Annotated in this window: 17 protein-coding genes; 12 read left to right on the forward strand and 5 right to left on the reverse strand. The window is 65.2% G+C overall.

Going from position 1 to position 25,242, the window contains the following annotated elements; all coding sequences use genetic code 11:
* Positions 1–316 precede the first annotated feature (316 nt).
* Positions 317–3,406, reverse strand: a complete 3,090-nt coding sequence (gene uvrA, locus ACOYR4_RS22790) for an excinuclease ABC subunit UvrA (protein WP_422848167.1) — start codon at positions 3,404–3,406, stop codon at positions 317–319.
* A 201-nt stretch (positions 3,407–3,607) separates the two neighbouring features.
* Here uvrA and ACOYR4_RS22795 point away from each other — a divergent pair, with 201 nt between their 5' ends.
* The 5 genes from ACOYR4_RS22795 (at position 3,608) to ACOYR4_RS22815 (ending at position 11,874) form a co-directional block, all read left to right on the forward strand.
* Entirely contained in the window at positions 3,608–7,366 is a 3,759-nt protein-coding gene (locus ACOYR4_RS22795; RefSeq protein ID WP_422848168.1) for a beta strand repeat-containing protein, read from the forward strand.
* Between the two features lie 875 nt (positions 7,367–8,241).
* Positions 8,242–9,420, forward strand: coding sequence for an MFS transporter (locus ACOYR4_RS22800; protein ID WP_422848169.1), 1,179 nt, complete (start codon positions 8,242–8,244; stop codon positions 9,418–9,420).
* A gap of 126 nt (positions 9,421–9,546) precedes the next feature.
* The gene (gene ssb / locus ACOYR4_RS22805) at positions 9,547–10,101 is read left to right on the forward strand and encodes a single-stranded DNA-binding protein (RefSeq protein WP_015016327.1); all 555 of its coding nucleotides are present in this window, start codon (positions 9,547–9,549) and stop codon (positions 10,099–10,101) included.
* Between the two features lie 380 nt (positions 10,102–10,481).
* Positions 10,482–11,057: a hypothetical protein gene (locus ACOYR4_RS22810; RefSeq protein ID WP_422848170.1), complete on the forward strand. Its 576-nt coding sequence runs from the start codon at positions 10,482–10,484 to the stop codon at positions 11,055–11,057.
* A 103-nt stretch (positions 11,058–11,160) separates the two neighbouring features.
* Positions 11,161–11,874, forward strand: coding sequence for a Bax inhibitor-1/YccA family protein (locus ACOYR4_RS22815; RefSeq protein ID WP_422848171.1), 714 nt, complete (start codon positions 11,161–11,163; stop codon positions 11,872–11,874).
* Positions 11,875–12,010: 136 nt separating this feature from the next.
* Here ACOYR4_RS22815 and mnmA read toward each other — a convergent pair whose 3' ends face one another.
* Positions 12,011–13,180 (reverse strand): tRNA 2-thiouridine(34) synthase MnmA, encoded by a 1,170-nt coding sequence (mnmA, locus tag ACOYR4_RS22820; RefSeq protein WP_422848172.1) that lies wholly within the window; start codon positions 13,178–13,180, stop codon positions 12,011–12,013.
* Positions 13,177–14,118, reverse strand: coding sequence for a LysR family transcriptional regulator (locus ACOYR4_RS22825; protein WP_056056686.1), 942 nt, complete (start codon positions 14,116–14,118; stop codon positions 13,177–13,179). Before ACOYR4_RS22825 ends, mnmA begins: the two co-directional genes overlap by 4 nt.
* A 189-nt stretch (positions 14,119–14,307) precedes the next feature.
* Between ACOYR4_RS22825 and ACOYR4_RS22830 the strand changes: the two genes are divergently transcribed.
* From ACOYR4_RS22830 to ACOYR4_RS22840, 3 genes are all read left to right on the forward strand, one after another.
* Entirely contained in the window at positions 14,308–15,399 is a 1,092-nt protein-coding gene (locus ACOYR4_RS22830) for a 4-oxalomesaconate tautomerase (RefSeq protein ID WP_422848173.1), read from the forward strand.
* Positions 15,400–15,477: 78 nt separating this feature from the next.
* Entirely contained in the window at positions 15,478–16,476 is a 999-nt protein-coding gene (locus ACOYR4_RS22835) for a Bug family tripartite tricarboxylate transporter substrate binding protein (RefSeq protein ID WP_422848174.1), read from the forward strand.
* Between the two features lie 88 nt (positions 16,477–16,564).
* Positions 16,565–17,629 (forward strand): porin, encoded by a 1,065-nt coding sequence (locus ACOYR4_RS22840; protein WP_422848175.1) that lies wholly within the window; start codon positions 16,565–16,567, stop codon positions 17,627–17,629.
* 118 nt (positions 17,630–17,747) lie between these two features.
* Here the strand turns inward: ACOYR4_RS22840 and ACOYR4_RS22845 are convergent, their stop codons facing one another.
* A complete protein-coding gene (locus ACOYR4_RS22845; protein ID WP_422848176.1) occupies positions 17,748–19,409 on the reverse strand; it encodes an L-lactate permease in 1,662 nt (553 codons plus the stop codon).
* A gap of 350 nt (positions 19,410–19,759) precedes the next feature.
* On the opposite strand from ACOYR4_RS22845, the gene ACOYR4_RS22850 reads away from it, so the two are divergent.
* From ACOYR4_RS22850 to ACOYR4_RS22865, 4 genes are all read left to right on the forward strand, one after another.
* A complete protein-coding gene (locus tag ACOYR4_RS22850; RefSeq protein WP_422848177.1) occupies positions 19,760–20,752 on the forward strand; it encodes a LysR family transcriptional regulator in 993 nt (330 codons plus the stop codon).
* Positions 20,753–20,944: 192 nt separating this feature from the next.
* Complete coding sequence (gene tcuA / locus ACOYR4_RS22855) at positions 20,945–22,495, forward strand: FAD-dependent tricarballylate dehydrogenase TcuA (RefSeq protein ID WP_422848178.1); 1,551 nt, start codon at positions 20,945–20,947, stop codon at positions 22,493–22,495.
* Positions 22,482–23,663, forward strand: a complete 1,182-nt coding sequence (gene tcuB / locus ACOYR4_RS22860; protein WP_422848179.1) for a tricarballylate utilization 4Fe-4S protein TcuB — start codon at positions 22,482–22,484, stop codon at positions 23,661–23,663. The genes tcuA and tcuB overlap by 14 nt, the downstream gene beginning before the upstream one ends.
* Before the next feature lie 36 nt (positions 23,664–23,699).
* Positions 23,700–24,680, forward strand: a complete 981-nt coding sequence (locus ACOYR4_RS22865) for a Bug family tripartite tricarboxylate transporter substrate binding protein (RefSeq protein ID WP_422848180.1) — start codon at positions 23,700–23,702, stop codon at positions 24,678–24,680.
* Between the two features lie 36 nt (positions 24,681–24,716).
* On the opposite strand, the gene ACOYR4_RS22870 is transcribed toward ACOYR4_RS22865, so the two are convergent.
* A complete protein-coding gene (locus ACOYR4_RS22870; protein WP_116750205.1) occupies positions 24,717–25,205 on the reverse strand; it encodes an NUDIX hydrolase in 489 nt (162 codons plus the stop codon).
* Between the last annotated feature and the right edge of the window lie 37 nt (positions 25,206–25,242).

The following is a 25,242-nucleotide window of genomic DNA, read 5'->3' on the forward strand; positions in this document are numbered from 1 at the left end:
GCGCTGTGGCTCAACGGCAAGCGACCAAGCAGGACATTGTGGTTGCAAGATGTCAGCCCAGCGGAGCACCCACTACAAGGATTGGCGCAGGTCTGATGACTTGCGGTCTGTTTGTCCAGCGTTTCATTATTTTTAGCCCAAAATAATGAAGCCAAAAAACAGCAAATTTTCTTTGCTTTCAATAGGTTAGGTCGATCTTCATTATCCAGAACTGGTTAAAAAATCAGTCTTCTGCATCTATCTGTGGCGCTGCCCTGACAGCGTTATTTTGATAGCTACCAGCGCTTTCAGAATAAGCGCTGGAGCCAAATTTGACTCAGATTTTTTGCGCTACCAGATACGGCGCCAGATACCGCCCCGTGTGGCTGGCCGGGTTGGCGGCCAGCTCTTCGGGCGTTCCCACCCCCACCACGGTGCCACCACCCGCGCCGCCCTCGGGGCCCATGTCAATGAGCCAGTCGGCAGTTTTGATCACGTCGAGGTTGTGCTCGATGATGACGATGGTGTTGCCTGCGTCACGCAGCTGGTGCAGCACCTTGAGCAGCAGGTCGATGTCGGCAAAGTGCAGGCCGGTGGTGGGTTCGTCCAGGATGTAGAGCGTGCGGCCCGTGTCGCGCTTGCTCAGCTCCTGCGCCAGCTTCACGCGCTGCGCCTCGCCGCCCGAGAGCGTGGTCGCCGCCTGGCCCAGGCGGATGTACGACAGGCCCACATCCAGCAGCGTCTGCAGCTTGCGGGCGATGGTGGGTACGTCCTTGAAGAAGGCCGCAGCGTCTTCCACCGTCAGCTCCAAAATTTGGGCAATGTTCTTGCCCTTCCACTGCACCTCAAGCGTTTCGCGGTTGTAGCGCTGGCCGTGGCAGATATCGCAGGGCACGTACACGTCGGGCAAGAAGTGCATCTCCACCTTCACCACGCCGTCGCCCTGGCAAGCCTCGCAACGGCCACCGCCCGAAGACTGCGACACGTTGAAGCTGAAGCGTCCGGGGCCGTAGCCGCGTTCCTTGGCGGTGTTGGTCTCGGCCATCAGTTCGCGGATGGGGGTGAACAGGCCCGTGTAAGTCGCAGGGTTGCTGCGCGGTGTGCGGCCAATGGGGCTTTGGTCCACGTTGATGACCTTGTCGAAGTATTCGATGCCCACGATCTCTTCGTGCTCGGCCGGTTCTTCGTGCGCACGATGAATCTGCCGCGCCACGGCTGCGTACAGCGTGTCGTTGACGAGCGTGCTCTTGCCCGAGCCCGACACGCCTGTGACGCAGGTGAGCAGCCCCACCGGGAAGTCCACCGTCACGCCCTTGAGGTTGTTTCCCGTGGCGCCCACCACGCGCAGCGCCTGCACGGCGCCCTGGCGCGCGTGGTGCTCGGCCATGCGTTCGGCACGGCGCTTGCTGGCCTCAGTCTGCGGAAAGCGCGACTTTGCTTTTGTCTCGACAACCGGCGCAGGCTGGTCCAGCACCGGCAGCCAGGGTGTGCGGCGCTTAGGCACGGCAATGGTGCGCGTGCCAGACAGGTATTGGCCGGTGAGCGACTGAGGATTGGCGCGCACTTCGTCGTACGTGCCCTGCGCCATCACCCGCCCGCCATGCACGCCCGCACCGGGGCCCATGTCGATCACATGGTCGGCGGCGCGCATCATGTCTTCGTCGTGCTCCACCACGATCACACTGTTGCCGATGTCGCGCAGGTGCTGCAGCGTGGCAATCAGCCGGTCGTTGTCGCGCTGGTGCAGGCCGATGCTGGGCTCGTCCAGCACGTACATCACACCCGTCAGGCCCGAGCCGATTTGCGACGCGAGGCGAATGCGCTGCGCCTCGCCGCCAGAGAGCGTCTCGGCACTGCGGTCCAGGCTCAGGTAGCTCAGGCCCACATCGTTCAGGAACTGCAGGCGCGTGGCGATCTCGCGCACCACCTTGTCGGCAATCTCGGCCTTGGCGCCGGTGAGCTTCAGCGCGTGGAACCACGCATGGGCATCGCTCAGCGTGGCGTGGCTCACTTCGTAGATGGCGCGGGCCTGATCGCCTTCGCCCACCTTCACATGGCGGGCCTCACGGCGCAGGCGCACGCCGTGGCATTCGGGGCAGGGTTGGGTGCTGCGAAAGCGCGCCAGGTCCTCGCGCACCACCACCGAATCGGTCTCGCGGTAGCGGCGGGCCATGTTGGGGATGATGCCCTCGAAGGGGTGCTTCTTGGTCACCGTCTTGCCCTTTTGCGCACCGCTGTCGAGGATGTAGCTGAAGGCAATCTCTTCATCGCCCGAGCCGTGCAGGATGGCGTGCTGCACCGGCGCAGGCAGCGATTCAAAAGGCGCTTCAATGTCGAATGCGTAGTGCTTGGCCAGGCTCTCCAGCATCGCAAAGTAATAGCCATTGCGTCGGTCCCAGCCCTTGATGGCACCACTGGCCAGGCTGAGCGATGGGAAGGCCACCACACGCACGGGGTCGAACACCTCGCGCTGGCCAATGCCGTCGCACGCAGGGCATGCGCCCATGGGCGAGTTGAACGAGAACAGGCGCGGCTCCAGCTCGGCCAATGAGTAGCTGCACACCGGGCAGGCGAACTTGCTGCTGAACAGGTGCTCCTGCCCCGTGTCCATCTCCAGCGCCAGCACGCGGCCATTGCCTTCGTGGCCACCTACGCGCAGCGCGGCTTCAATGCTCTCGGCCAAGCGCTGCTGAAGGTCGGCGCGCACCTTCACGCGGTCAATCACCACGTCAATGTCGTGCTTTTCGGTCTTCTTGAGCTGCGGCAGGTTCTCGTGTTCGTAAATCTGCCCGTCCACGCGAAAGCGGATGTAGCCCAGCGCCTGCATCTGCGCAAACAGTTCGGTGAACTCGCCCTTCTTCTCACGTGCCACGGGGGCGAGGATCATCAGCTTGGTGTCTTCGGGCAGCGCCAGCACGGCGTCCACCATCTGGCTCACCGTCTGCGCGGCCAGCGGCAGGCCGTGGTCGGGGCAAAACGGCGTGCCCGCGCGGGCGTACAGCAGGCGCAGGTAGTCGTGAATCTCGGTCACCGTGCCCACGGTGGAGCGCGGGTTGTGGCTGGTGGCCTTCTGCTCGATGCTGATGGCGGGCGACAGGCCCTCGATCAGGTCCACATCCGGCTTATCGAGCCGCCCCAGAAACTGCCGCGCATAGGCCGACAGGCTTTCCACATACCGTCGCTGGCCTTCGGCATACAGCGTGTCAAACGCCAAACTGGACTTGCCCGAGCCCGACAGCCCGGTGATCACCACCAGCTGGTTGCGGGGAATGTCGAGATCAATGTTCTTGAGGTTGTGCGTGCGCGCCCCCCGGATGCTGATGCGCTGCTCGCGCAGGGCGCGGGCGAGGTACACACCATCTGTGGATCGGTCGTCGGCAACGGGGGGAGGGGTCACGGGCGGGCTCGGTGCAGGAAAACCCACCATGATAGGCGAGAGCCTCGGAGCAGCGCACTGCTCATGATGACGAGGGGCGACGGGGTCGTATCGCTTTGTTACACCCCTTCCAGAGCCTTGCAGCCCGTTGTTAACATCGCGCCTTCACAAAAATACCGTCACGCCTTGGATACATTTCGCCCGGAGCAATGACCTCGGCGATGCCGAAAGCGGGTCTCAGGGAGAAATGCAATGAAATGGATTCTGGGCGCAGCCCTGGGCCTGCTGTTGGCCGCGCCATCGTACGCCGTCAATTACGCTATACAGGATGGCGGCGCTGGCAGCGGTTGCCAGAATGCCTGGCCTCCTTCGATCGTAGGCAACTACAACGAAAACGGTACGCTCAATGGTGTTCCCCGCTATGACGGTGGCGGTTGGTACCTTTACCGTGCCTCCATCTTTGGCCAGGACAACTGGGTCGTCAGTAATTCACTAGGCAGCACAGACCTCAACAACAGCACCATTGCGTTCTACGCGCCCTCTTCTTCGGGCACACCCGTCACAGGCACGGCGTACAACAGCACCAACTCGGCCTGCGGGAAGATCAACGTACAACAGGGTGTGACGGTGCCCGCACCTGATGCACCCACAATCGGCCCCCTGAATTCCGGAGTGCAGCCATACATCTCTGGCGGCAGCACCACGGTGTATTGGTCTGGCGTACCCGGCGTGGTGGGCTACAAGCTGGACGTCGCAACGGACGCGGGGTTCACGACCTTTCACCCCGGCTACAACGGACTGGTGATAACCGCATCGCCCACTCCGCCGACCAGCGCCACAGTCACTGGATTGAACAACGCGGGAACTACCTATTACTTCCGTGTGCGCTCCTACAACGGCGGCGGAGACAGTGTTCCATCCGCAACAGTCAGCACCACCACGGTGCCTGCTTCGCCCTCCTTGCAGACCGCCAGCAACGTGCGCGCAGACCGTTTCACAGCCAACTGGAACACCGCCACGGGTGCTGACAGCTACCGCTTGCAGGTGTGTACGGATGCCGGGCTCACCGCGTGCCTCGCAAGCTACAACCCAGCTGATGTCAGCGACTCGCCCGCCTTGGTTGCGGGCCTTTCTCAGGGTACGACCTACTACTACCGCGTATCTGCGGGAAACGTCAACGGATACAGCACGTATTCTGGAAGCGCGAGCGTGACCACGAACTCTCGCCCCACACTCACGGGTAGCTTCATGACCGCAGGAGCGGTCAACGACAACGCGACGATTGCCCCCTTCACAGGCATTACCGTTTCAGATGCGAACGCCGATGCGGTCTCTGTCCAGATCAGTTACGCAGCAGCCAATGGCACGCTGTCGGGCACAGGGCTGACGGGTAGCGCTGGCAGCTATGTGCTGACCGCCCAGGCGCCAGCCACCGTCACGAGCAACCTGCGGGGTCTGGTGTTCACGCCCACCTACCAGCAGGGCCCCACGGGAAGCACCGTGACCACCACCTTCACTCTGGTACCGAACGATGGCATCGATTCAGGCACTGCCAACAGTGCCACCAAGGTGACCACAACCATGACCAACGTCGCGCCCAACTTTGTCGGTGCAGCGACATCACTGACCGTGAACGCAAATGCAGGCGCCACCGACGTCAGATCACTTCTGCACGTGAGCGATACCGACACAGGTCAGACAGAGACCTGGTCCACACAGACCGCCCCGGCCCACGGGCTGCTCACGATCAGTGGGACAGCTGCGCCGTCTGGGGGAACCGATATTGCACCCTCTGGCACCATCACCTACACCCCCGCAACCAACTACAGCGGCACCGACAGCTTTGCAGTACGGGTGAGCGACGGGTCTGACAGCGCCGTACGTACCATCACGGTGACAGTGCAGGCTGTTGCACCCGGAGCTCCCACTGGCGCGGTGGCCACACCGGGGGATCGACAGGCCAGCGTGGCTTTCAGTGCGCCGTCCAGCAATGGTGGCGCACCGATCGATGGGTATACCGTCACGTCTACTCCTGAGGGGCTCACAGGAACAGGCACCCATTCGCCCATTGTCGTGCCCGGCTTGACCAACGGCACCTCCTACACCTTCACGGTGATCGCGACGAATGCCGTGGGCTCCAGTGGAGCCTCCTTACCGTCTGCAGCTGTCACACCCAAAGGCGATCAAACCATCACCTTCGCAAATCCCGGCCCCCAGAACTTCGGTACCACCCCAACCCTCTCTGCATCGGCGAGCTCGGGACTGGCCGTGAGCTTCAGCTCCACCACTCCAGGCATCTGCACCATCACCGGTGTCGGGGCCATGACCCTGGTTTCTGCAGGCAACTGCACGATCGTGGCAGCGCAAAGCGGCGACAGCGCTTGGAATGCTGCGACCACTGTCTCCCAAACGTTTGCCATCAATGCGATAGCTCCCGGTGCACCCACGATTGGCACGGCAACGGGGGGGAACACGCAGGCTTTCATCACGTTCACAGCGCCTTCCAGCAATGGTGGGGCACCTATCGACACCTACACAGCGACCTCCAGCCCCGGTGGCAAGACCGGCAGCTGCGCAGGACCGTCAGCCTGCACGATCACGGTCTCCTCACTGACCAATGGAACGGACCACACCTTCACCGTCACTGCCACCAACAGTGCGGGTACAGGGGCCGCTTCTGCCAGTTCCAACACGGTCACCCCCAAAAGCACACAGACCATCACGTTCACCAATCCCGGTTCACAAACCTTCGGTACGAATCCGGATTTGAGGACCTTGAATGGGGGGGCAACGGCCAGCTCTGGCCTTGCGGTGACCTTCACGTCATCCACTACCGGTGTGTGCACTGTCACGTCCGTAGGGGTTCTGACCTTCGTGACAGCAGGCACATGCACCATCCAGGCCGATCAAGCAGGCAACGCCAGCTACCTCCCGGCAGCGCCGGTTTCACACACATTCTTCGTGAACGCGATCGTTCCCGGCGCGCCCACCAACGTGGTCGCCACCGCCGGCAACACCCAGGCATCGGTCGCGTTCACGGCGCCAACGAACACGGGCGGAACCAACATCACCAGCTACACGGTGACTGTGAGCCCAGCCGATGTGGCACCGGTCAATCAAGCGAACTCTCCCATCGTGGTCTCGGGACTCACCAACGGCCAGGCGTACACCTTTACCGTGACAGCAGACAACAGCGCAGGAACCGGCCCGGCATCGCTGTCCTCCAACGCCGTCACGCCCAAGGCAATCCAGACCATCACCTTCAACAATCCGGGCGCGCAGAACTTCGGCACTGCGCCAACGCTCACCGCCACTTCGGACTCAGGACTCATCCCGACGTTTACCTCGTCCACGCCGACGGTGTGCACCATCACGTCCACAGGAGCGCTCACGTTTGTGACGGCGGGTAACTGCACGATCAACGCGGATCAGGCGGGCAACAGCAGCTATTTGGCGGCGACACAAGTCACCCGCACTTTTGCCGTGAACGCGCAATTGGTGGTGTCCGGAACCGTGCCGGGCATGACAGGCACCGCCACGGCCACACTGTCGGGAGGAGGAGCGAACTGCACGCTCAACCCCAGCGGCACCGGCTTCATGGCACCCGGCAGCGTGCCAGGAACCCTCCGACTGCCCCATGGCGGCTTCGAGTTCCTGGCTGCAGGCTGCTCTGGCACGGTGACCCTCACGCTGGTCTATCCGGATCCTCTGCCTGCTGCGATTCAGTTCTGGAAGTTTGGACCCGCCACTGCAGGATCTTCCACTTCAACATGGTTTGCCTGGTCAGGCGCGAGCCTCAGCGCCGATCGCCGCACCGTGGTCTATACCGTCACAGACAATGGCGTGGGGGACTCGGACAGCACTGTGGGCACCATCCGGGACCCCTTTGCTCCCGCATTTTTTATCAGCGCGAGCGTCGCATCCATTCCCGTGAACAACCCTTGGGTTCTGGGTTTTATGGTCGCGCTCATGGGCTGGCTGGGTCTGCGGCATCAACGCCCTCGTCGTTAAAAATCTGGCTGCTGGGCGGTGTCCATCGCCCACGGGCCGAATCATCGGACTGAGCGCTCGAATGCGAGGCTGGCCCTCTTGCCATGAACCGGCCCGGAAATAGCGTCTGGGGAGACAGGCAGGCAAAAGAACGCAGACGCACAGGCAAACCGCAGCGGTCGACATCTCATAGCATGGCTCATCAGACCTCTGCCTCCGCTGAGGCATGGCCTGCCGCCGATTGCCGATGCCTTGATATTCGCCGCCATGTTGCACGCGCTCCTTTCTTTGCGTCCCAACGCCTGCTGTCAAGGGGGCTTGATCCTCCCAAACGCTCCACTCCGAAGGACGCGCCCCTTTCGGAACACCTGGATACTGGCAGCTGCCATGGGCGCGGTCTGGGTGGCGCATGCCGAAGCACGGCCGTATCCGGCACAAGCCGTGACCATGCAGGGTACGCGATGGGAGCCCCCTGCAACGCTCGTCGCCACTGCTGGCGCGCCATTCTCCAGAAACGCCACGGGGGCGCATCTATCGGAGCACCGGCGGCTGTTCAGAACCCAGCAAAGGCCCCACCCGGTACCACCGCAGCCGCCCCGACCGAGGACAGAAATCCTTCGACGATTCCCACACCCGTCGACAACCCCTGGGCGCTGGGCCTGCTGGCCGCGCTAGCGGTTGTGATGCTGTGGATGGATTGGAGTCAACGTCGCGACAGGGTCTGAGCCCCGTCCAGAATCAACGTGCCGAGGCCGCCGCGGCCACCATTAAGCAGCCACCCAGCCAATCGGCGAAAATCCCGGTTTTGCTTCTTCGGGCCTTAGCGCACCACCGTGCCGGATTCTTCTTCCCTGTCAGCCACCGCCGCCTCCCGGCCACCCACCCCCAGTAGCCAGATGACCCCGCTGGAACGCCGCTCCAGCGTGAGCCTGGCGCTCATTTTTGCGTTGCGCATGCTGGGCCTGTTCCTTGTGCTACCCGTGTTTGCTCTGGAGGCCCGTAAATACCCCGGTGGCGACGACCCTGCACTGGTGGGCCTGGCCATGGGCATCTATGGACTCACGCAGGCGGTCCTGCAGCTGCCGCTGGGTATCGCGTCTGACCGCTTCGGGCGCAAGCGGGTGATCGTGCTCGGTCTGCTCGTTTTTGCGGGCGGCAGCCTGCTGGCCGCGCTGGCAGACTCGTTGACCGGGCTGCTGGTGGGCCGGGCGCTGCAGGGGGCCGGCGCCGTCTCGGCGGCAGTCACGGCGCTGCTGGCCGACCACACCCGCGACAGCGTGCGCACCAAGGCCATGGCGCTGGTGGGCGGCAGCATCGGGCTGATGTTTGCTGTGGCGTTGGTGGCTGCCCCGGTGTTGGCCGCCCATATCGGCCTGTCGGGGCTGTTTGGCCTGACCTGTGCGCTGGCCCTGGCCGGTGTGGCGGTGGTGGCTTGGTGGGTGCCGCCCGAGCCGCTGCAGCACCAAAACGCCCCCCGGGGCCGCCTGGCCGATGTGTGGGGCCACCCCGATCTGCTGCGCCTGAACCTGGGCGTGTTTGTGCTGCACACCGTGCAGCTGTCCATGTGGGTGGCTGTGCCGGCCATGCTGGTGCAGGCGGGACTCACGAAGGACCACCACTGGCAGGTGTACCTGCCCGCCGTGGTGCTGTCATTTGCCGCCATGGGGGGGCTGTTTGCGCTGGAACGCGCGGGCCGCCTGCGCGCTGCCCTGCTCGGTGCCATCGCCCTGGTGCTGGTGGTACAGGCCGGGCTGGGCCTGTTGGCAGCCAGCGGCATGCCGGCCACGCTGTGGGTGCTGGGGCCGCTGCTGTTTGTATTTTTCTGCGGATTCAATGCGCTGGAGGCCAGCCAGCCCAGCCTGGTATCGCGCATGGCGCCGCCCCACCTGCGTGGCGCCGCGCTGGGCAGTTACAACACCCTGCAGTCGCTGGGCCTGTTTGCGGGCGGTGCGTTGGGTGGTGCGCTGGTCAAGTGGGCAGGTGCTCCGGGCCTGTTTGCGGTGACCACGGCGCTCACAGCCCTGTGGCTGGTGCTGACCTGGCCGCTGCGACCTGTGGGGCGCGGCGGGCACTGAACGGCAGACCCTGCCGTCCCGCACGGACTGCCATTGCCCCCGGGGTTGCGGCACAATGACGCGTTTGGCGCCTGGAATCTCTCTCCAAATCCGGCGCTTTCCTCCCTTAAAGGCATAGACAGCACCATGGCATCCGTAAACAAAGTCATCATCGTCGGCAACCTGGGCCGCGACCCTGAAATGCGCACGTTCCCCAGTGGCGACCAGGTGGCCAACGTGACGATTGCCACCACCGACAAGTGGAAAGACAAGCAGACCGGCGAAATGAAGGAAGCCACCGAGTGGCACCGCGTGGTCTTCAACGGCCGCTTGGCAGAAATCGCCGGCCAGTACCTGCGCAAGGGCTCGCAGGTGTATGTGGAAGGCAGCCTGCGCACCCGCAAGTGGACCGACCAGAGCGGCGTCGAAAAGTACAGCACCGAAATCCGCGCCGACCAGATGCAGATGCTGGGCAGCCGCCAGGGCATGGGCGGTGGCGGCCAGGGCGGCGGACAACAAGGTGGCGGATACGACGACGGTTACGGTGGTGACCAGGGCGGCTACGACCAGGCACCGCGCCGTGCTGCACCCGCGCCGCGCCCCATGGCCGCCCCCGCACAGCGCCCGGCGCCCGCCCCTGTGGCACAGGCACCGCGCGCGGCCTCCGGCTTCGACGACATGGACGACGACATCCCGTTCTGACAGCCTCCGGCACCGGATTCAATCCAAAGCCCGCATCCGCAAGGTGCGGGCTTTTTTTTGCCTGAGCGCCACGCACCGGCAACCCCTAGAAACCGTCGCCTGTGGGCGTCAAAACGTAGCAACTCGCAACAAGAGGTGCTGGAGTCAACCCAACTTACCAAGGCTAACCAGCGCCTGGAGGTGATGACTTTTACAACGGCGCTGGTGCGCGCCGCTTCTCCGTTTTGTCCAGTTCGGCGCAGGCGCCACACACCAACAATTCCTTACATCCGATACGGAAATATCAAAGATCATCGCTGCCTGGCGCGCCAACGAGGTCCAAAGCCCGGCGGCCAGCAATTACCAAAAACCAATATTCCAAAGAGAGAGAGAGGGTCGTGATGCCTGGGTTCGTGCGCAAGATTTTGATATTTGTCACTGGCTATGCGTGGCTGCTGCTACTGGCTGGCCCCGGGCTGATCGCACTGTCGGTGTACAGCGGGTGGAAGGCGGAAGACGGCCACGCCTATGTGGCACGCGAAAGCCTGCAAACCGTGTCCGGCACGGTGACGCAGGCCTCTGAAGTCACCGTCAAGCGCAAGCGCCGCGCGACCAAGAAATACTACGAAATCACGGTCCAGCCCGACACCGCAGGCGCCGAGGCACGCAAGCTGCGCATCGACTACAGCACGCCACAGCAGCTGGTGGGCAACCTGATCGATGAAAAAGTAACCGCCTTGGTGGACGGCAGCGACCATGAACTGGTCTATGAAGTCTCGACCGGTGGCGCAACCGTCATCAGCTACGACACCACCAAACAGCGCCTGCAGGCCGAAGCCACCTCCTCCGCGCAATCCTTCAGCGGTGCAGGCACCTGGATCTTCGCCATCCTGCTGACCCTGGTAGGGGCTGCCGGCGTGTGGTCCAACCGCAAGCTGCGCGCCGCCGATAACGCACAGCAGCTGGCCGCAGCCTGACGGCCATACCCCATAAAAAAGAGAGAGGGAGGGAGGGGCAGCGCCCGGGGCGCGCTCCTCCCATCGTTTGCGCAGACCTGCGCTCACTACGGAGGACCACACTATGAACCCCAACGCACTGTCACCACAAACCCCAGCGGGCGCTCCGATGGAGCGGCGCGATTTCATCGTCTCCACCTACAAGCACCTGGGCGTGGCCATTCTGGCCTTTGTCGTGCTGTCGGCGGTGCTGATGGTGAGTGGCCTTTCCACCGCTGCCGCCAAGATGCTCATGGCCAGCGGCAGCAAATTCTTGTGGCTGGGTGTCATGGGCGCCTTCATGCTCGTGGGCTGGCTGGCATCCCACCTGGCCGACAACTCTGACAACCCCCAGACGCAGTTGATGGGCCTGGGCCTCTACGTGCTGGCAGAAGGGCTCATCTTTGCCCCGATGTTCGGCATTGCGCAGCTGCTGGTACCCGGTGCCATTGGCGCTGCCGCCTTCATCACGCTGCTGCTGGTAGCGGCGCTCACCTGGACGGCGTTCAGCAGCAAGACCGATTTTTCGTTCCTGGGCGGCATCCTGAAGGTGGCGGGCCTGGTGGCACTGGGCACCATCATTGCGGGCGCCATCTTCGGCTTCAAACTGGGCATCTGGTTCTCCGGGCTCATGGTGCTGTTTGCGGGCGCCTGCGTGCTGTACGACACCTCGCGCATCATCCATGACTACCCTGTAGACCGCCCCGCCGGTGCAGCGCTGCACCTGTTCGCATCGATCGCGCTCATGCTCTGGTACGTGCTGCGCATCCTGATCAGCCTGGCCATGAACGACGACTGACACGCCGGGGCACTGCCCAACAAGAAAGCCGGAGCGGTCACCGCCCCGGCTTTTTTTCTTTCGGAGAATGGATTTCGAGAGAAATCAGGCGCAAGCGCTTGTCTTTATTGCGCTACCAGCTATCAATTTTGAAGTATCAACGGGCCATGATCGGCTGCACAGCAGGCGCATTGCCGGTGGGCTGCGGCAGCCCTTCCACGGCCGCAATCACGCCACCGCCCAGGCAGACATCGCCGTCGTACAGCACCGCGCTCTGCCCCGGCGTCACGGCCCACTGTGCGTCCGGGAACTGCAGCGCAAAGCCGTCGGGCACAGCCTCCAGCACGCACGCGGCGTCCTGCTGGCGGTAGCGCGTCTTGGCGGCATAGGCGCCGGGCGCCGGGGCCTGGCCGGCACACCAGCTCACGTCCTGCGCCACCAGGCGGTGCGATAGGAGCCAGGGGTGGTCATGCCCCTGCACCACGCGCAGCGTGTTCTTCTCCAGGTCCTTGCGGGCCACGAACCAGGGCTCGTGCGCGCCGCCACCGCGCTGCGCGCCTTTTTCCTTCACACCGCCGATACCCAGGCCCTGGCGCTGGCCCAAGGTGTAGAAACTCAGGCCCACGTGCTGGCCCAGCTTGCGCCCCCGGTCGTCCAGGATCGGGCCGGGCGCATGGCTGATGTAGCGGTTCAGAAACTCGCGGAACGGCCGCTCACCAATGAAGCAGATGCCGGTGGAGTCCTTCTTCTTGGCATTGGGCAAGCCGATTTCTTCGGCGATGCGGCGTACTTCGGTCTTGTGCAGCTCGCCCACAGGAAATAGCGTCTTGGACAGCTGCGCCTGATTCAGACGGTGCAGAAAGTAGCTCTGGTCCTTGCTCGGGTCCAGCCCCTTGAGCAGCTCGTGCAGGCCCGTGGCCGGGTTGTGCCGCACGCGGGCGTAGTGACCCGTGGCGATCTTCTCCGCCCCCAGGCGCATGGCATGGTCGAGAAATGCCTTGAACTTGATCTCGGCGTTGCACAGCACGTCGGGGTTGGGCGTGCGGCCGGCCTGGTACTCGCGCAGGAACTCGGCAAACACGCGGTCCTTGTAGTCGGCCGCGAAGTTGACGTGCTCAATCTCGATGCCGATCACATCGGCCACAGCGGCTGCGTCCACAAAGTCGATGTTGGACGAGCAGTACTCGCTGTCGTCATCGTCTTCCCAGTTTTTCATGAAGATGCCGACCACCTCATGGCCCTGCTTTTTGAGCAGGTAGGCGGTCACGGCCGAGTCCACGCCGCCGGAAAGGCCGACGACAACGCGCTGTTTGGTAGGGGAAGTCATTGCCCTGATTGTATTTTTGATGCCGCCGGGGCACTGCGCGGGCGCGCAGAACGCGTAGCCACGAGCAGGTCATACAGCTGCTGCGCGGCAGGCGACAGGGTTTTGCCCCGGCGCTTGATCAGCCCCATCTGCCGCGTGACGATAGGCTCCACGAGCGGGATGCTGACCAGCGTGGGATGGTCCTTGCCCGGCATGGCCAGGCTGGGCACGGCCGCCACGCCCAGGCCCGCCTCCACCAGGCCCAGCAGCGTGGTCACGTGCTTGGCCTCGTACAGGCACTGGGGCCGGTCGGGCACGTTGGCCAGCGCCAGGTCCATCAGCAGGCGGTTGCCCGAGGTCTTGCCCACCGACATGAAGTCGTGCTGGCCCAGCTCGGCCCAGCTCACCTTCTTGCGGCGCGCCAGCACATGGTCGCGCCGGCAGGCAGCCACAAATCGCTCGGCCAGCACGGGCTTGAACTCGATCTCGGCCTCCTGGCTGCCGATGAAGTTCAGGCCAAAGTCCGCATCGCCCTGCGCCACGGCCACCAGCACCTCGTTGGCGCTGGCGTCGTGCACCTTCACGCGGATCTTCGGAAACCGCTCGTGATAACGCTTGACCACCTGCGGCAGAAAGTAATACACGGCCGAGGGCACGCAGGCAATCGTCACCTCGCCCATGCGCCGCGCGGCCACATCGCCTAGGCCCATGAGCATGCCGTCCAGGTCGTCCAGCCACACGCGGGTCTTGCGCGCAAAGTCGCGCCCCACGGCCGTGAGCGTGACGCGGCGTGTGGTGCGGTCAAGCAGACGCACGCCCAGCGCCTCTTCGAGCTTGTCGATGCGGCGGCTGAATGCGGGCTGCGACAGATGGATGGCCTCAGCGGCCGCACGAAAGCTCTGCAGCTCGGCCACAGCCGCAAAGGCCTGGATGTCGGCAAGGTCGAATTTGTTGTTCATCGGGTGTCTTTCGTGTGCGCTTCAAGGTGTTTTCAGCGTTGCAAGTCGTGCATCAAACGATCAGAACATTGCAATTCACGCCCGTGATTGGAGCATGTACAAGCCGCTACAGCCTATTGCACAGCATGCATCAATCGTTGCCAACAATGCAATTCACAGATCAGCGAAGGCGCAGCACCATGCCGACCCATGAGCACCAACATTCCTTGCGTTCTGATGCGTGGCGGCACTTCCCGGGGGCCGTTCTTCCTGGCCGACTGGCTGCCGCGCGACCCCGAAGCCCGCGACCGCACGCTGATTGCAGCCCTGGGATCGCCCCATGAGCTGCAGATCGATGGCCTGGGCGGCGGCAACTCGCTGACCAGCAAGGTCGCCATCGTCTCGCGCTCCACGCAGCCCGACTGCGATGTGGACTACCTGTTTGCCCAGGTCAGCGTGCAGGAGACCCGCGTGGACACCCGCCCCAACTGCGGCAACATGCTGGCCGGTGTGGGGCCCTTCGCCATCGAGCAGGGGCTGGTCCCTGCAGACCCCGAAGGCCAGACCACCACCGTGCGCGTCTACAACGTGAACACCCGCTCCCGCATCGATGTGCAGGTGTGCACAGCGGGAGGCCAGGTGCACTACGACGGCGATGTGCGCATCGACGGCGTGCAGGGCACGGCCGCACCGGTGCTGATGAACTTTCTGGACGCCTGGGGCGCGGTCACCGGGCAGATCTTTCCCACCGGTCAGCGCATCGACACCATCCAGGGTCTGCAGGTCACCTGCATCGACGCCGCGCAGGTGATGGTGCTGGTGCGCGCCGCCGACCTGGGCCTGCGGGGCAATGAAACACCCGCCGAGCTGGACGCCAACACCGCTTTGCTCGCCCGCCTGGAGGCCGTGCGCCTCGAAGCTGGTCAGCGCATGGGCATGGGCGATGTGACCCACAGCGTGCTGCCCAAGCCGGTGATCTTGTCGCCAGGCACATCACTAGGCAGCGTGGTGTCGCGCTACTTCACCCCCCACCAGTGCCACCGCTCGCATGCCGTCACGGGCGCGATTGGCGTGGCGGCGGCCTCGGTACTGCCGGGCACGGTGGCCACCGACGAACGGCATGCACCCGCCGCCGGACTGCGCCGCGTAGAGGTGCAACACCCGGCAGGCCGCATCCAGGTGGAGGTGGAGCTCAGCGAGGTGGACGGCCAGTTCAAGCTGGTGCAGGCCGCGCTGGTACGCACCGCCCGAAAGATTCTGGAAGGCACGCTGTTCGTTCCTGAAAGCGCTACGGCGCACTAACTGCTCTTCAGGGCGCCGCTTGCGCAGCGTCCTTCCAACGAGTTCGACGATTCCAACCATTACGACAGGAGACACACCATGACCCGTTCCATTCACTCCACCACGCGTCGCACGGCGCTGGCCACGGCTGCGCTGGCCCTTGCGTCCAGCGCCTTCTGGGCCGCCGGTGCCGCCCACGCGGCCTACCCCGACAAGCCCATCACGCTCGTCGTGCCTACCGCCGCAGGGGGCGGCAACGACGGCATGGCGCGCGTCGTGGCCATCAAGCTCTCCACCCTGCTGGGCCAGCAGGTCATCGTGGAGAACAAGGCCGGGGCCAATGGCGCGATTGCAGCCGAATACGTGGCGCGCGCCGCACCCGATGGGCACACCATCTTGTTCGGCTACATCGGCACCCACGGCATGAGCCCCGCGCTGCAGAAGCTGCGCTACGACCCCATCACGCAGTTCGAGCCCATCGGCATGGTGAGCTACTCGCCCACGCTGATGGTGGTGAACCCCAAGGTGCCCGCCAAGACCGTGAGCGAGCTGGTGGCGCTGACCAAGGCCAAGCCCCATGACTTCAACTACGCATCGGCCGGCAACGGCACGGCCCCACATTTCTCAGCCGAGATCTTCAAACTGGAAAGCGGCGCCCAGATGGCCCATGTGCCCTACCGGGGTGCGGCGCCCGCGATGAACGACACCATGGCCGGGCAGACGCAGGTGATGTTTCCCAGCCTGTTCTCCGCCTACCCGCACGTGAAGGGCGGCAAGCTGCGCGCCCTGGCGCTGGCCGGGCCCAAGCGCTCATCCCTGCTGCCCGACGTGCCCACGCTGGAGGAGGCCGGCATCAAGGGGGTGGAGATCACCCAGTGGTATGCCCTGTTCGCACCCGGCAAGACACCCCGCCCGGTGATCGACCTGCTCAACAAGACCTTGAACACCGCACTGGCCGACAAGGACGTGGTGCGCCGCATTGAGGAACAAGGCGCGGTGGTGGACACCAGCACGCCCGAGCAGCTGGCCCTGACGGTGAAGCAGGAACTTGCCAAGTGGAAGGGCGTGGTGGTCAAGGCCCAGCTCACCCCCGATTGAGCCCCGGCGAAGACGGCTCTGGGAGGCAGACGGGCGCCACCGCCCCTGCGCGGCACGCGTGCCCACATTTCAACAAGAGGAGACACAGATGAGAACCAAGATGGCAGCGGCCTGCGCTGCACTGATCGGCCACTGCGCAATGGCACAAGGCACCGACGTGACGCTGTACGGCGTGGTGGACCTGGGCCTGCGCAACGGCAGCGGCCTCACCGCTTCCAATGCGCCCACGGCCGGCTCCAGCCACAGCCTGGGCAGCGGCATCCACACCACCAGCCGCTGGGGCCTGCGGGGCAGCGAGGATCTGGGCGGCGGCGCCAAGGCGCTGTTCAACCTGGAGAGTGGGCTCAACGCCGATACCGGCGCACCGGCCAATGCCACCAAATACTTCGACCGCGCCTCCTGGGTCGGCCTGCAAGGCGGCTGGGGCACCCTGGCCCTGGGCCGCCAGACCACCACGCTGGCCGACGCCATCTCGCCCGTGGACCCGCTGGCCATGCGCTTTGCCAGCTTCAACCCCAACATCGGCGTGACGGCGCTGAGCCAGCATGGCCTGGGTATCGAGTACGGCAGCACAGGCGCCAATTCGGGCTCGTACCGGCTGGACAATTCACTGAAGTACACGGGCCGCTTCGGCGGCTTCACGGCGCGTGCCATGTGGGGCCTGGGCGAAGTTGCATCGCAGGCCTCGGCCCTGTCGTCACGCGGCGTGGGCCTGGCCTGGGCTGCGGATGGCTTCGTGGTATCCGGCGCCTACCAGAGCTTCAACGACACCAACAAACGCGCACTGGACGCCACCACGCTGGGCGCCGCGTACCGGTGGGGCAGCGTGCGCCTGGCCGCCAATGCCGGCCGCAACAAGGCCGAAACGGCGGCAGGCCGCTTCACTGTGCAGCGCGTGTTGTCCGCTGGCGGCACCTGGGCGGCCACACCGTGGGTGGACCTGACGGCGGCCTACTACAAGGTGGACCGCTCGCGCACCGGTGCGGCCGACGACGGCTACGGCCGCCTGGTGGCGTTTGCCGAATACAAGCTCTCGCGCCGCACCAAGGTCTATGCCGAGTTGGACAACACCCGCTGGCGCAACGGCTTCCAGGGTGCGGCCAACAAGGCCACGGCCACCGGCATCTCCGCCGGTGTGGTGCATACGTTCTGAGTGCGGCACCACAACGCAGCGGGTGCTGGGCACAGGGTTGGCAGAGGCTTGCGCCCCAAAGCCAGCCTGCGGCACGAAAAACACCCGCCGAAGGGTGGCGGGTGGGGCAACCTACCCGCTACCGCACCACCATCGAGGTGAAGGGCCACACGTAGGCCTGCAGGCTCACCAGCAGCCCGACCAGGCAGGCCAGCGCAATCGAGTGGAAGAAGACGAAGCGCAGGATGTCCCCTTCATGATTGAACCAGCGGGTGGCGGTGGAGGCCACGACGATCGACTGCGCATCGATCATCTTGCCCATCACGCCGCCCGAGCTGTTGGCGGCGCCCATGAGGTTGGGCGAAAGGCCCAGCTGCTCGGCCGCCACCTTTTGCATGCCACCGAACAGCACGTTGGAGGCCGTGTCCGACCCCGTCAGCGCCACCCCCAGCCAGCCCATGAGGGTGCCAAAGAAGGGGTACAACACGCCGGTGTTCGCGAATGCCAGACCCAGGGTGGTGTCCGTGCCCGAGTAGCGGGTGAGCGTGCCCAGCGCCAGCATGAGCACGATGGTCAGCAGCGAATAGCGCACCAGCCAGATGGTGCGGAAGAACGTGCCGACGATGGCGACCGGGCTGTAGCGCATCAGCAGGGCACTGATCAGTGCGGACAGCAAGATGCCCGTGCCGGTGGCCGACAGCAGGTTCAACGTGTAGACCGCGCCTTCCTTGGTGGGCTTGGGCACCACCGGAGGCATCTTCTCAATGAGGTTGTGCAGCCCGTCCATCGGGAAAGCCGGGGCGAAGATGCCGTTGAGCGCTGCCTTCACCGATGGCAGCCCCCAGACAAACACACACACCGACAGAATCAGCCAAGGCATCCAGGCGTTGATCAGCTGGGCGCGTGAGTAGCGAACGACCGGCTGTGCAGGCTTGGCTTCGGCAGCGCTTGGGTCGTGGCCCCGCATCGAAGGCGAGCTCCAGATCTTCTTGGGCTGCCACACGCGCAGGAACGCGATCAGACTCGCCATGGAGATGATGGCCGCAATGATGTCCACCAGCTCGGGGCCGATGTAGTTGGAAACCAGGAACTGCGGAATGGCAAACGACACACCGGCCACCAGAATGGCAGGCCAGATCTCCCACATGGCCTTGCGCCCGGCAAATGCCCAGATCAGCCAGAACGGCACCAGCACCGAGAAGAAGGGCAACTGGCGGCCGATCATGGCCGTCACTTCCATCAGATCGTAGTCATGCACCTTGGCCAGCGTGATCACTGGCGTGCCCAGGGCACCGAACGCCACGGGGGCCGTATTGGCAATCAACGACAGACCCGAGGCGGCCAGCGGCGAGAAGCCCAGCCCGATCAGGATCGCGGCAGTGACCGCCACGGGCGTGCCGAAACCGGCGGCACCTTCAAAGAACGCGCCAAAGCAAAACGCAATCAGCAACAGCTGGATGCGGCGGTCTTCCGTGATGTTGGACAGCGAGTCCTGCAGCACCTTGAAGCTGCCGTTCTGCTCCGTGAGCTGGTGCAGAAAAATGATGTTCAGCACGATCCAGCCGATCGGCAGCAGCCCCGTGAAGCCGCCATACAAAGCGGCGCGACCAGCCATGTCGGCAGGCATGCCATAGGCAAATATGGCCACCACCAGTGCTGCGACGAGCCCCATGCCCGCAGCAATGTGGGCCTTGATGTGAAAGAACCCCAGGGCGGCCAGCATAATGATCACCGGGATCGCAGCCAGTGCGGTGGACACAACCATATTGCCCGCCGGGTTGTAGATTTGTTGCCAGATCATGGCCTGTCTCCGTTCGGAAAGGGTTGAAGTGAAAAGATGCGGGCGCAGCATTCGCCTGTGCCAGCTCGCCGGCGGATTCTTCGGGAAAGCGCTGGTGGCGCTCTTGAAATGCAGTCCACCGGCGGTGCAAATAATTTCAAGTCCCCAGCTTCCACAGGGAATTGACGCGCCCCGGATGCGCGGACTGCGTGTTTACCCGGAGCAACGGCGTCAGCCTGCTGAAAGTGCTGCGTTGCGCGCGCCGCACGCAGTCGCCAACGAGTCAGGTGCGAGTGGCGGCACCGGTGTATTTGTGCTCCCGGGGGCAACGGACACGCCGGAGTACAGTGCCGCATGACAAAAAGGGCGCCATGGAACTGAGACAACTGCGCTATTTCGTGCGTGTGGTGGAGCAAGGCTCCATGAGCCGCGCTGCGCTGGACCTGGACGTGGTGCAGTCCGCGCTGAGCCAGCAAATCACCCGGCTGGAGAGCGAGTTGGCCACGCGCCTGCTGCAGCGCACGCCGCGCGGCGTCACGCCCACAGAGGCAGGGCTGGCGTTCTTTCGCGAGGCGCAGCTCACCCTGCGCCATGCCGACCAGGCCGTGCGCGCGGCGCAGCAGGCGCGGCTGTCGGGCACCGTCACCGTGGGGCTGGCGCCCACCACCTCGGGTGTGCTGGGCCTGCCGCTGATGCAGGCCATGCGCACACGCTACCCCGACGTGCGGCTGCACATGGTGGAGAGCATGTCGGGACACCTCACGGCCATGCTGCATGCGCGCGAGCTGGACCTGGCCGTGCTGTTCGACACCCGACTGCACCAGGCGCAACAGGCCACGGGCGCGCGCCGCTGGGACATGGCGCCGCTGCTGGAGGAGGACCTGTTCCTCATCTGCGCCCGTGACCGAGGGGAGGGCCCCGGCAACCCCCGTGGCCGGCAGCTGCCGGATACCATCACCGTCGCCGAGCTGGTGCAAGAACCGCTGATCCTGCCCACCGGCCCACACGGCCTGCGCAGCACCCTGGACACGGCCTTTGCCCGCGACCGCGTGGCGCCGCGCGTGGTGCTGGAGGTGGACTCGCTCGCCATGGTGATGGCCGCTGTGGACGCAGGCCTGGGCTCCACCGTGCAGCCCTGGGCTGCCATGGGCCGCTACCCCGATGCGGCCGAGCGCTTTCAGTGCGCGCGCCTCACCGACGCGCCCGCGCGCCGCGTCAACCTGCTGTGTAGCCTGCCCGACGAAGAACTCTCGCCCGCCGCGCTGGCCGCACGCGTGGTGCTGACGGATTGCGTGCGCGAATTGGTGACGACCGGCCAGTGGTTTGGCACGACATGGATCGGCGGACAAGACACCAGCGCCTGAGAGCCCACCCCGCAGCCATCACGATCCGTGATACCCCCATGACCTGAACCCGCTGCACGGCGGGCCCGTGTCTCCCTACAGTCGCCATCACCCCGATGAACGACACGGCGACCGCGCCAGGAGACACCCTATGGGCCCCACACCCCCTTCTTCATTCCCCCGCGCACCGCGCATGACCGGGAGCCACCAGCCATGAGCAGCGATGCTGTGGTCGATGTGCTGGTGATCGGCGGCGGCAATGCCGCCCTGTGCGCCGCCCTGATGGCGCGCGAGGCGGGCGCCAGCGTGCTGCTGCTCGAATCGGCCCCACGCGCTTGGCGCGGCGGCAATTCGGCCCACACCCGCAACCTGCGCTGCATGCACGACGCGCCGCAGGACGTGCTGGTCGATGCCTACCCCGAGGAAGAATTCTGGCAGGACTTGCTCAAGGTGACGGGCGGCCTCACCAACGAACACCTGGCACGCCTGGTGATCCGCGAGTCGAGCACCTGCCGGCCCTGGATGCGCCGCCACGGCGTGCACTTTCAGCCTGCGCTGGCGGGCACGCTGCATGTGGCGCGCACCAACGCGTTCTTCATGGGTGGCGGCAAGGCGCTAGTTAATGCCTACTACCGCAGCGCGGAGCAGCTGGGCGTGCAGATCCGCTACGAAGTACCCGTGGAGCGCATCGAGATGGACGGCCGCCGCTTCATCGCTGCCCACCTGGCGAATGGCGAGCGTATTGCCGCCAGAAGCTGCGTGCTGGCCGCTGGCGGCTTCGAATCGAACCGCGAATGGCTGCGCGAAGCCTGGGGCCAGAACGAGCGAGGCGAGTGGCCGGCCGACAACTTCCTGATCCGCGGCACGGCCTACAACAAGGGCGTGTTGCTCAAGCACTTGCTTGAAGACCACGGCGCCGACCGCATCGGCGACCCCACGCAGGCGCACATGGTGGCCATCGACGCGCGCGCGCCGCTGTACGACGGCGGCATCTGCACGCGCATCGACTGCGTGTCGCTGGGCGTGGTGGTCAACCGCAACGGCGAGCGCTTCTATGACGAGGGCGAGGACTTCTGGCCCAAGCGCTACGCCATCTGGGGCCGCCTGGTGGCGCAGCAGCCGGGGCAGATCGGCTACTCCATCATCGACAGCAAGGCCATCGGCCGCTTCATGCCGCCCGTGTTCCCGGGCGTGAAGGCCGACACCCTGCCCGAGCTGGCGCAAAAGCTCGGCCTGCCCGAGGACACCTTCATGCGCACGCTGGCTGACTACAACGCCGCCTGCCGCGTGGGCACGTTCGACCACACCACGCTGGACGACTGCCACACAGAAGGCGTGGCACCCGCCAAGACGCACTGGGCGCGGCCCATCGACACCGGGCCGTTCTATGGCTACGCGCTCAAGCCCGGCGTCACCTTCACCTACCTGGGCCTGCACACCGACGACACGGCTGCGGTGCGCTTCAACAACCAGCCCAGCCCCAACCTGTTTGTGGCCGGCGAAATGATGGCCGGCAACGTGCTGGGCAAGGGCTACACGGCCGGCGTGGGCATGAGCATTGGCACTGCGTTTGGCCGCATTGCGGGCACGCAGGCGGCTTTGGCATCAAAACAGGCTCCAGCGCTTATCCATCAAGCGCCAAAAGCTATGAAAAATGTAGCACCCACGCTTGTCACTCCGTGTACTGCGCTGCCCCGCGAGGGGGCGCGTTGTGCCTTGGGGCGGCCCGGCGGCACAACAGGAGTAAACCATGCAAGCGCTTGAAGCCCTGACGCGCGACGCCCGCGCGCTGGCGAATGGCGACATCGTGCTGTCCGCCCCCGAGACCGAGGTGGCGCGCCAGCTGCAGATCTGCAACGCCTGCCGCTACTGCGAAGGCTTTTGCGCCGTGTTCCCGGCCATGACGCGGCGGCTGGAGTTCGGCAAGGCCGACATCCACTTCATCGCCAACCTGTGCCACAACTGCGGCGCCTGCCTGCACGCCTGCCAGTACGCACCGCCGCACGAATTTGCGGTGAACATTCCGCAGGCCATGGCCCAGGTGCGCGGCCAGACCTATGCCGACTACGCCTGGCCGCCCGCGCTGGGCCAGCTGTACCAGCGCAACGGCTTGACCCTCGCGCTGGCGCTGGTGGGCGGGCTCACGCTGTTCCTGCTGCTGGCCGTGGTGCTGCACGGGCAAGGGCTGGCGGCGCTGTGGCACGCGCCCGTGGGCGGCTTCTACGGCATCTTCCCGCACAACCTGCTGGTGGGCCTGTTCGCGCCGGTGTTCCTGTTCGCCGTGCTCGCGCTGGCCCTGGGCGTGCGCCGCTTCTGGCGCGACGTGACGCCCGCCACCAGCGGCGCACCGCTGACTGCCCCCGCCACGGCGGAGGCCACCGATGCGGTGCTGCGCCTGAAGTACCTGGACGGCGGCCACGGCGACGGTTGCCACAACGAGGACGATGCCTACACCCTGTCACGCAGGCGCATGCACCACCTCACGTTCTACGGCTTCATGCTGTGTTTTGCGGCCACCAGCGTGGCGACGCTGTACCACTACCTGCTGGGCGCGCCCGCACCGTACGACCTGCCCAGCCTGCCAAAGCTGCTGGGCGGCGTGGGCGGCATCAGTCTGGCGATTGGCACCGCAGGCCTGTGGCGGCTGAACCAACGCCGCCACCCGCAACACGGCGACGCCGCGCAAAAGCCCATGGACCGCGCCTTCATCGCCCTGCTGTTCCTCACCGCCACCAGCGGCCTGGCCTTGTGGGCCGCACGCGGCACCGCCGCCTTGCCGCTGCTGCTGTGCCTGCACCTGGGCGCGGTGATGGCACTGTTTGCCACCATGCCCTACGGCAAGTTTGCGCACGGCATCTTCCGCACCGCATCGCTGCTGCGCCATGCCGTGGAAAAGCGCCAGCCCAACCCCATCGGCCTCAGCGCCGACTGATCCCCGCACCCACCATCCACAATGAAGGAGACCTCCATGAAAAAACGCACCCTCTTGATGAGCGCGCTGGCACTCGCCACCGCTGCCGCGATGCTGTCTGGCGCAGCCCACGCGCAGGATTTCCCACCCAAGAAGCCCGTCACGCTCGTCGTGGGCTTTGCCGCAGGCGGCGCGGCCGATGCGGCGGCGCGCCTCATTGCCAAGAAGCTGGGTGAGAACATCGGCCAGTCGGTGGTGGTGGACAACAAGGGCGGCGCGGGCGGCAACATCGCGCACCAGTTTGTGGCCAATGCAGCCGCCGATGGCTCGGTGCTGCTGCTCGGGTCAGTGGGCCCGCTGACCATTGCGCCGCACCTGATGAAGCTGACCTACGACCCGTTCAAGGACCTGGCCGCCGTGTCGGGCGGCGTGAACTTTCCGAACGTGCTGGTGGTGCACAAGGGCGCGGGCGTGAAGACGCTGGCCGAGTTTGTGCAGCTGTCCAAAAAGAAGCCCGGCAGCGTGGACTTTGCCTCCACCGGCGCGGGCTCGGCATCGCACTTGGCGGGTGAACTGTTCAACCAGCGCGCGGGCATCGACATGACCCACGTGCCCTATAAAGGCGGCGCTCCCGCGCTGCAGGACCTGCTGGGCGAGCGCGTGACATCGTACTTCGCCGCACCGCCCACCGCGCTGCCGCACATCGAGGCCGGCAAGCTCATCCCCCTGGCCACCACCGGGCTCACGCGGCCGTCCTACATGCCCAACATCCCCACCGTGGCCGAGGCGGGCTACCCGGGGTTTGAAGCGCTCAACTGGTACGCTTTTGTGGCCCCCGGCAAGACGCCTGCGCCGCTGCTGGACCGCTGGCACCAGGAGATCGTGAAGGTGCTGAACGACCCAAGCGTGAAGGAGGCACTGAACAAGCACGGCCTCACGCCGCAGCCCACCACACGCGCCGAGCTGACAGCCTTCATGAAGAAGGAATCTACGCAGTGGGCCACCATCATCAAGGAACGCAAGCTGACCGCGGACTGAGGTCACAAGACCTCGCGTCACCCAGCCCGCGCAGAGCTATTGCGCAGCGGGCTCGGTGACCGAAATATCGGTGTGCACCAGCGTCAGCGGAAAACGCTGGCCCGCCAGGTAGTCCTCCAGGCAGCGCAGCAGCAGCGGGCTGCGGTGGCGCTCGGGGCAGGCGCGGATCTCGTCGGGCGTGAGCCACAGCGTGCGCACGATGCCGGTGTCGAGCGTGCGCCAGTCGTGGTGGGTGCCCAGCGTGCCTGCAAAGGCAAAACGCAGGTAGGTGGTGTCGTCGCCCGTGCGCGTCTTGGTGAAGCGGTTGAGGTACACGCCGATCAGCGCCGTGGGCTCGAAGTCGTGGGCGGTTTCTTCCAGCACCTCGCGCGCGCAGGCCTGAATGGGCGACTCGCCCGGGTCCAGGTGGCCGGCGGGGTTGTTGAGCTTGAGGCCGTCGGTGGTTTCTTCCTCGACCAGCAGAAAGCGGCCATCGCGCTCGATGAGGGCGGCCACGGTGACGTTGGGTTTCCAGCGGTGGGGCATGGCGGGCATTATGACGAGGGCCGGTGACAGCGCGCCT

Source organism: Acidovorax sp. M14 (assembly GCF_049331375.1).
In the GTDB taxonomy this organism is placed as follows: Bacteria; Pseudomonadota; Gammaproteobacteria; order Burkholderiales; family Burkholderiaceae_C; genus Acidovorax.

Coding starts and splice junctions, on each gene's coding strand:
- uvrA (WP_422848167.1), bottom strand. CDS start 3,406: ATGGTGGGTTTTCCTGCACCGAGCCCGCCCGTGACCCCTCCCCCCGTT.
- ACOYR4_RS22795 (WP_422848168.1), top strand. CDS start 3,608: ATGAAATGGATTCTGGGCGCAGCCCTGGGCCTGCTGTTGGCCGCGCCA.
- ACOYR4_RS22800 (WP_422848169.1), top strand. CDS start 8,242: ATGACCCCGCTGGAACGCCGCTCCAGCGTGAGCCTGGCGCTCATTTTT.
- ssb (WP_015016327.1), top strand. CDS start 9,547: ATGGCATCCGTAAACAAAGTCATCATCGTCGGCAACCTGGGCCGCGAC.
- ACOYR4_RS22810 (WP_422848170.1), top strand. CDS start 10,482: ATGCCTGGGTTCGTGCGCAAGATTTTGATATTTGTCACTGGCTATGCG.
- ACOYR4_RS22815 (WP_422848171.1), top strand. CDS start 11,161: ATGAACCCCAACGCACTGTCACCACAAACCCCAGCGGGCGCTCCGATG.
- mnmA (WP_422848172.1), bottom strand. CDS start 13,180: ATGACTTCCCCTACCAAACAGCGCGTTGTCGTCGGCCTTTCCGGCGGC.
- ACOYR4_RS22825 (WP_056056686.1), bottom strand. CDS start 14,118: ATGAACAACAAATTCGACCTTGCCGACATCCAGGCCTTTGCGGCTGTG.
- ACOYR4_RS22830 (WP_422848173.1), top strand. CDS start 14,308: ATGAGCACCAACATTCCTTGCGTTCTGATGCGTGGCGGCACTTCCCGG.
- ACOYR4_RS22835 (WP_422848174.1), top strand. CDS start 15,478: ATGACCCGTTCCATTCACTCCACCACGCGTCGCACGGCGCTGGCCACG.
- ACOYR4_RS22840 (WP_422848175.1), top strand. CDS start 16,565: ATGAGAACCAAGATGGCAGCGGCCTGCGCTGCACTGATCGGCCACTGC.
- ACOYR4_RS22845 (WP_422848176.1), bottom strand. CDS start 19,409: ATGATCTGGCAACAAATCTACAACCCGGCGGGCAATATGGTTGTGTCC.
- ACOYR4_RS22850 (WP_422848177.1), top strand. CDS start 19,760: ATGGAACTGAGACAACTGCGCTATTTCGTGCGTGTGGTGGAGCAAGGC.
- tcuA (WP_422848178.1), top strand. CDS start 20,945: ATGAGCAGCGATGCTGTGGTCGATGTGCTGGTGATCGGCGGCGGCAAT.
- tcuB (WP_422848179.1), top strand. CDS start 22,482: ATGCAAGCGCTTGAAGCCCTGACGCGCGACGCCCGCGCGCTGGCGAAT.
- ACOYR4_RS22865 (WP_422848180.1), top strand. CDS start 23,700: ATGAAAAAACGCACCCTCTTGATGAGCGCGCTGGCACTCGCCACCGCT.
- ACOYR4_RS22870 (WP_116750205.1), bottom strand. CDS start 25,205: ATGCCCCACCGCTGGAAACCCAACGTCACCGTGGCCGCCCTCATCGAG.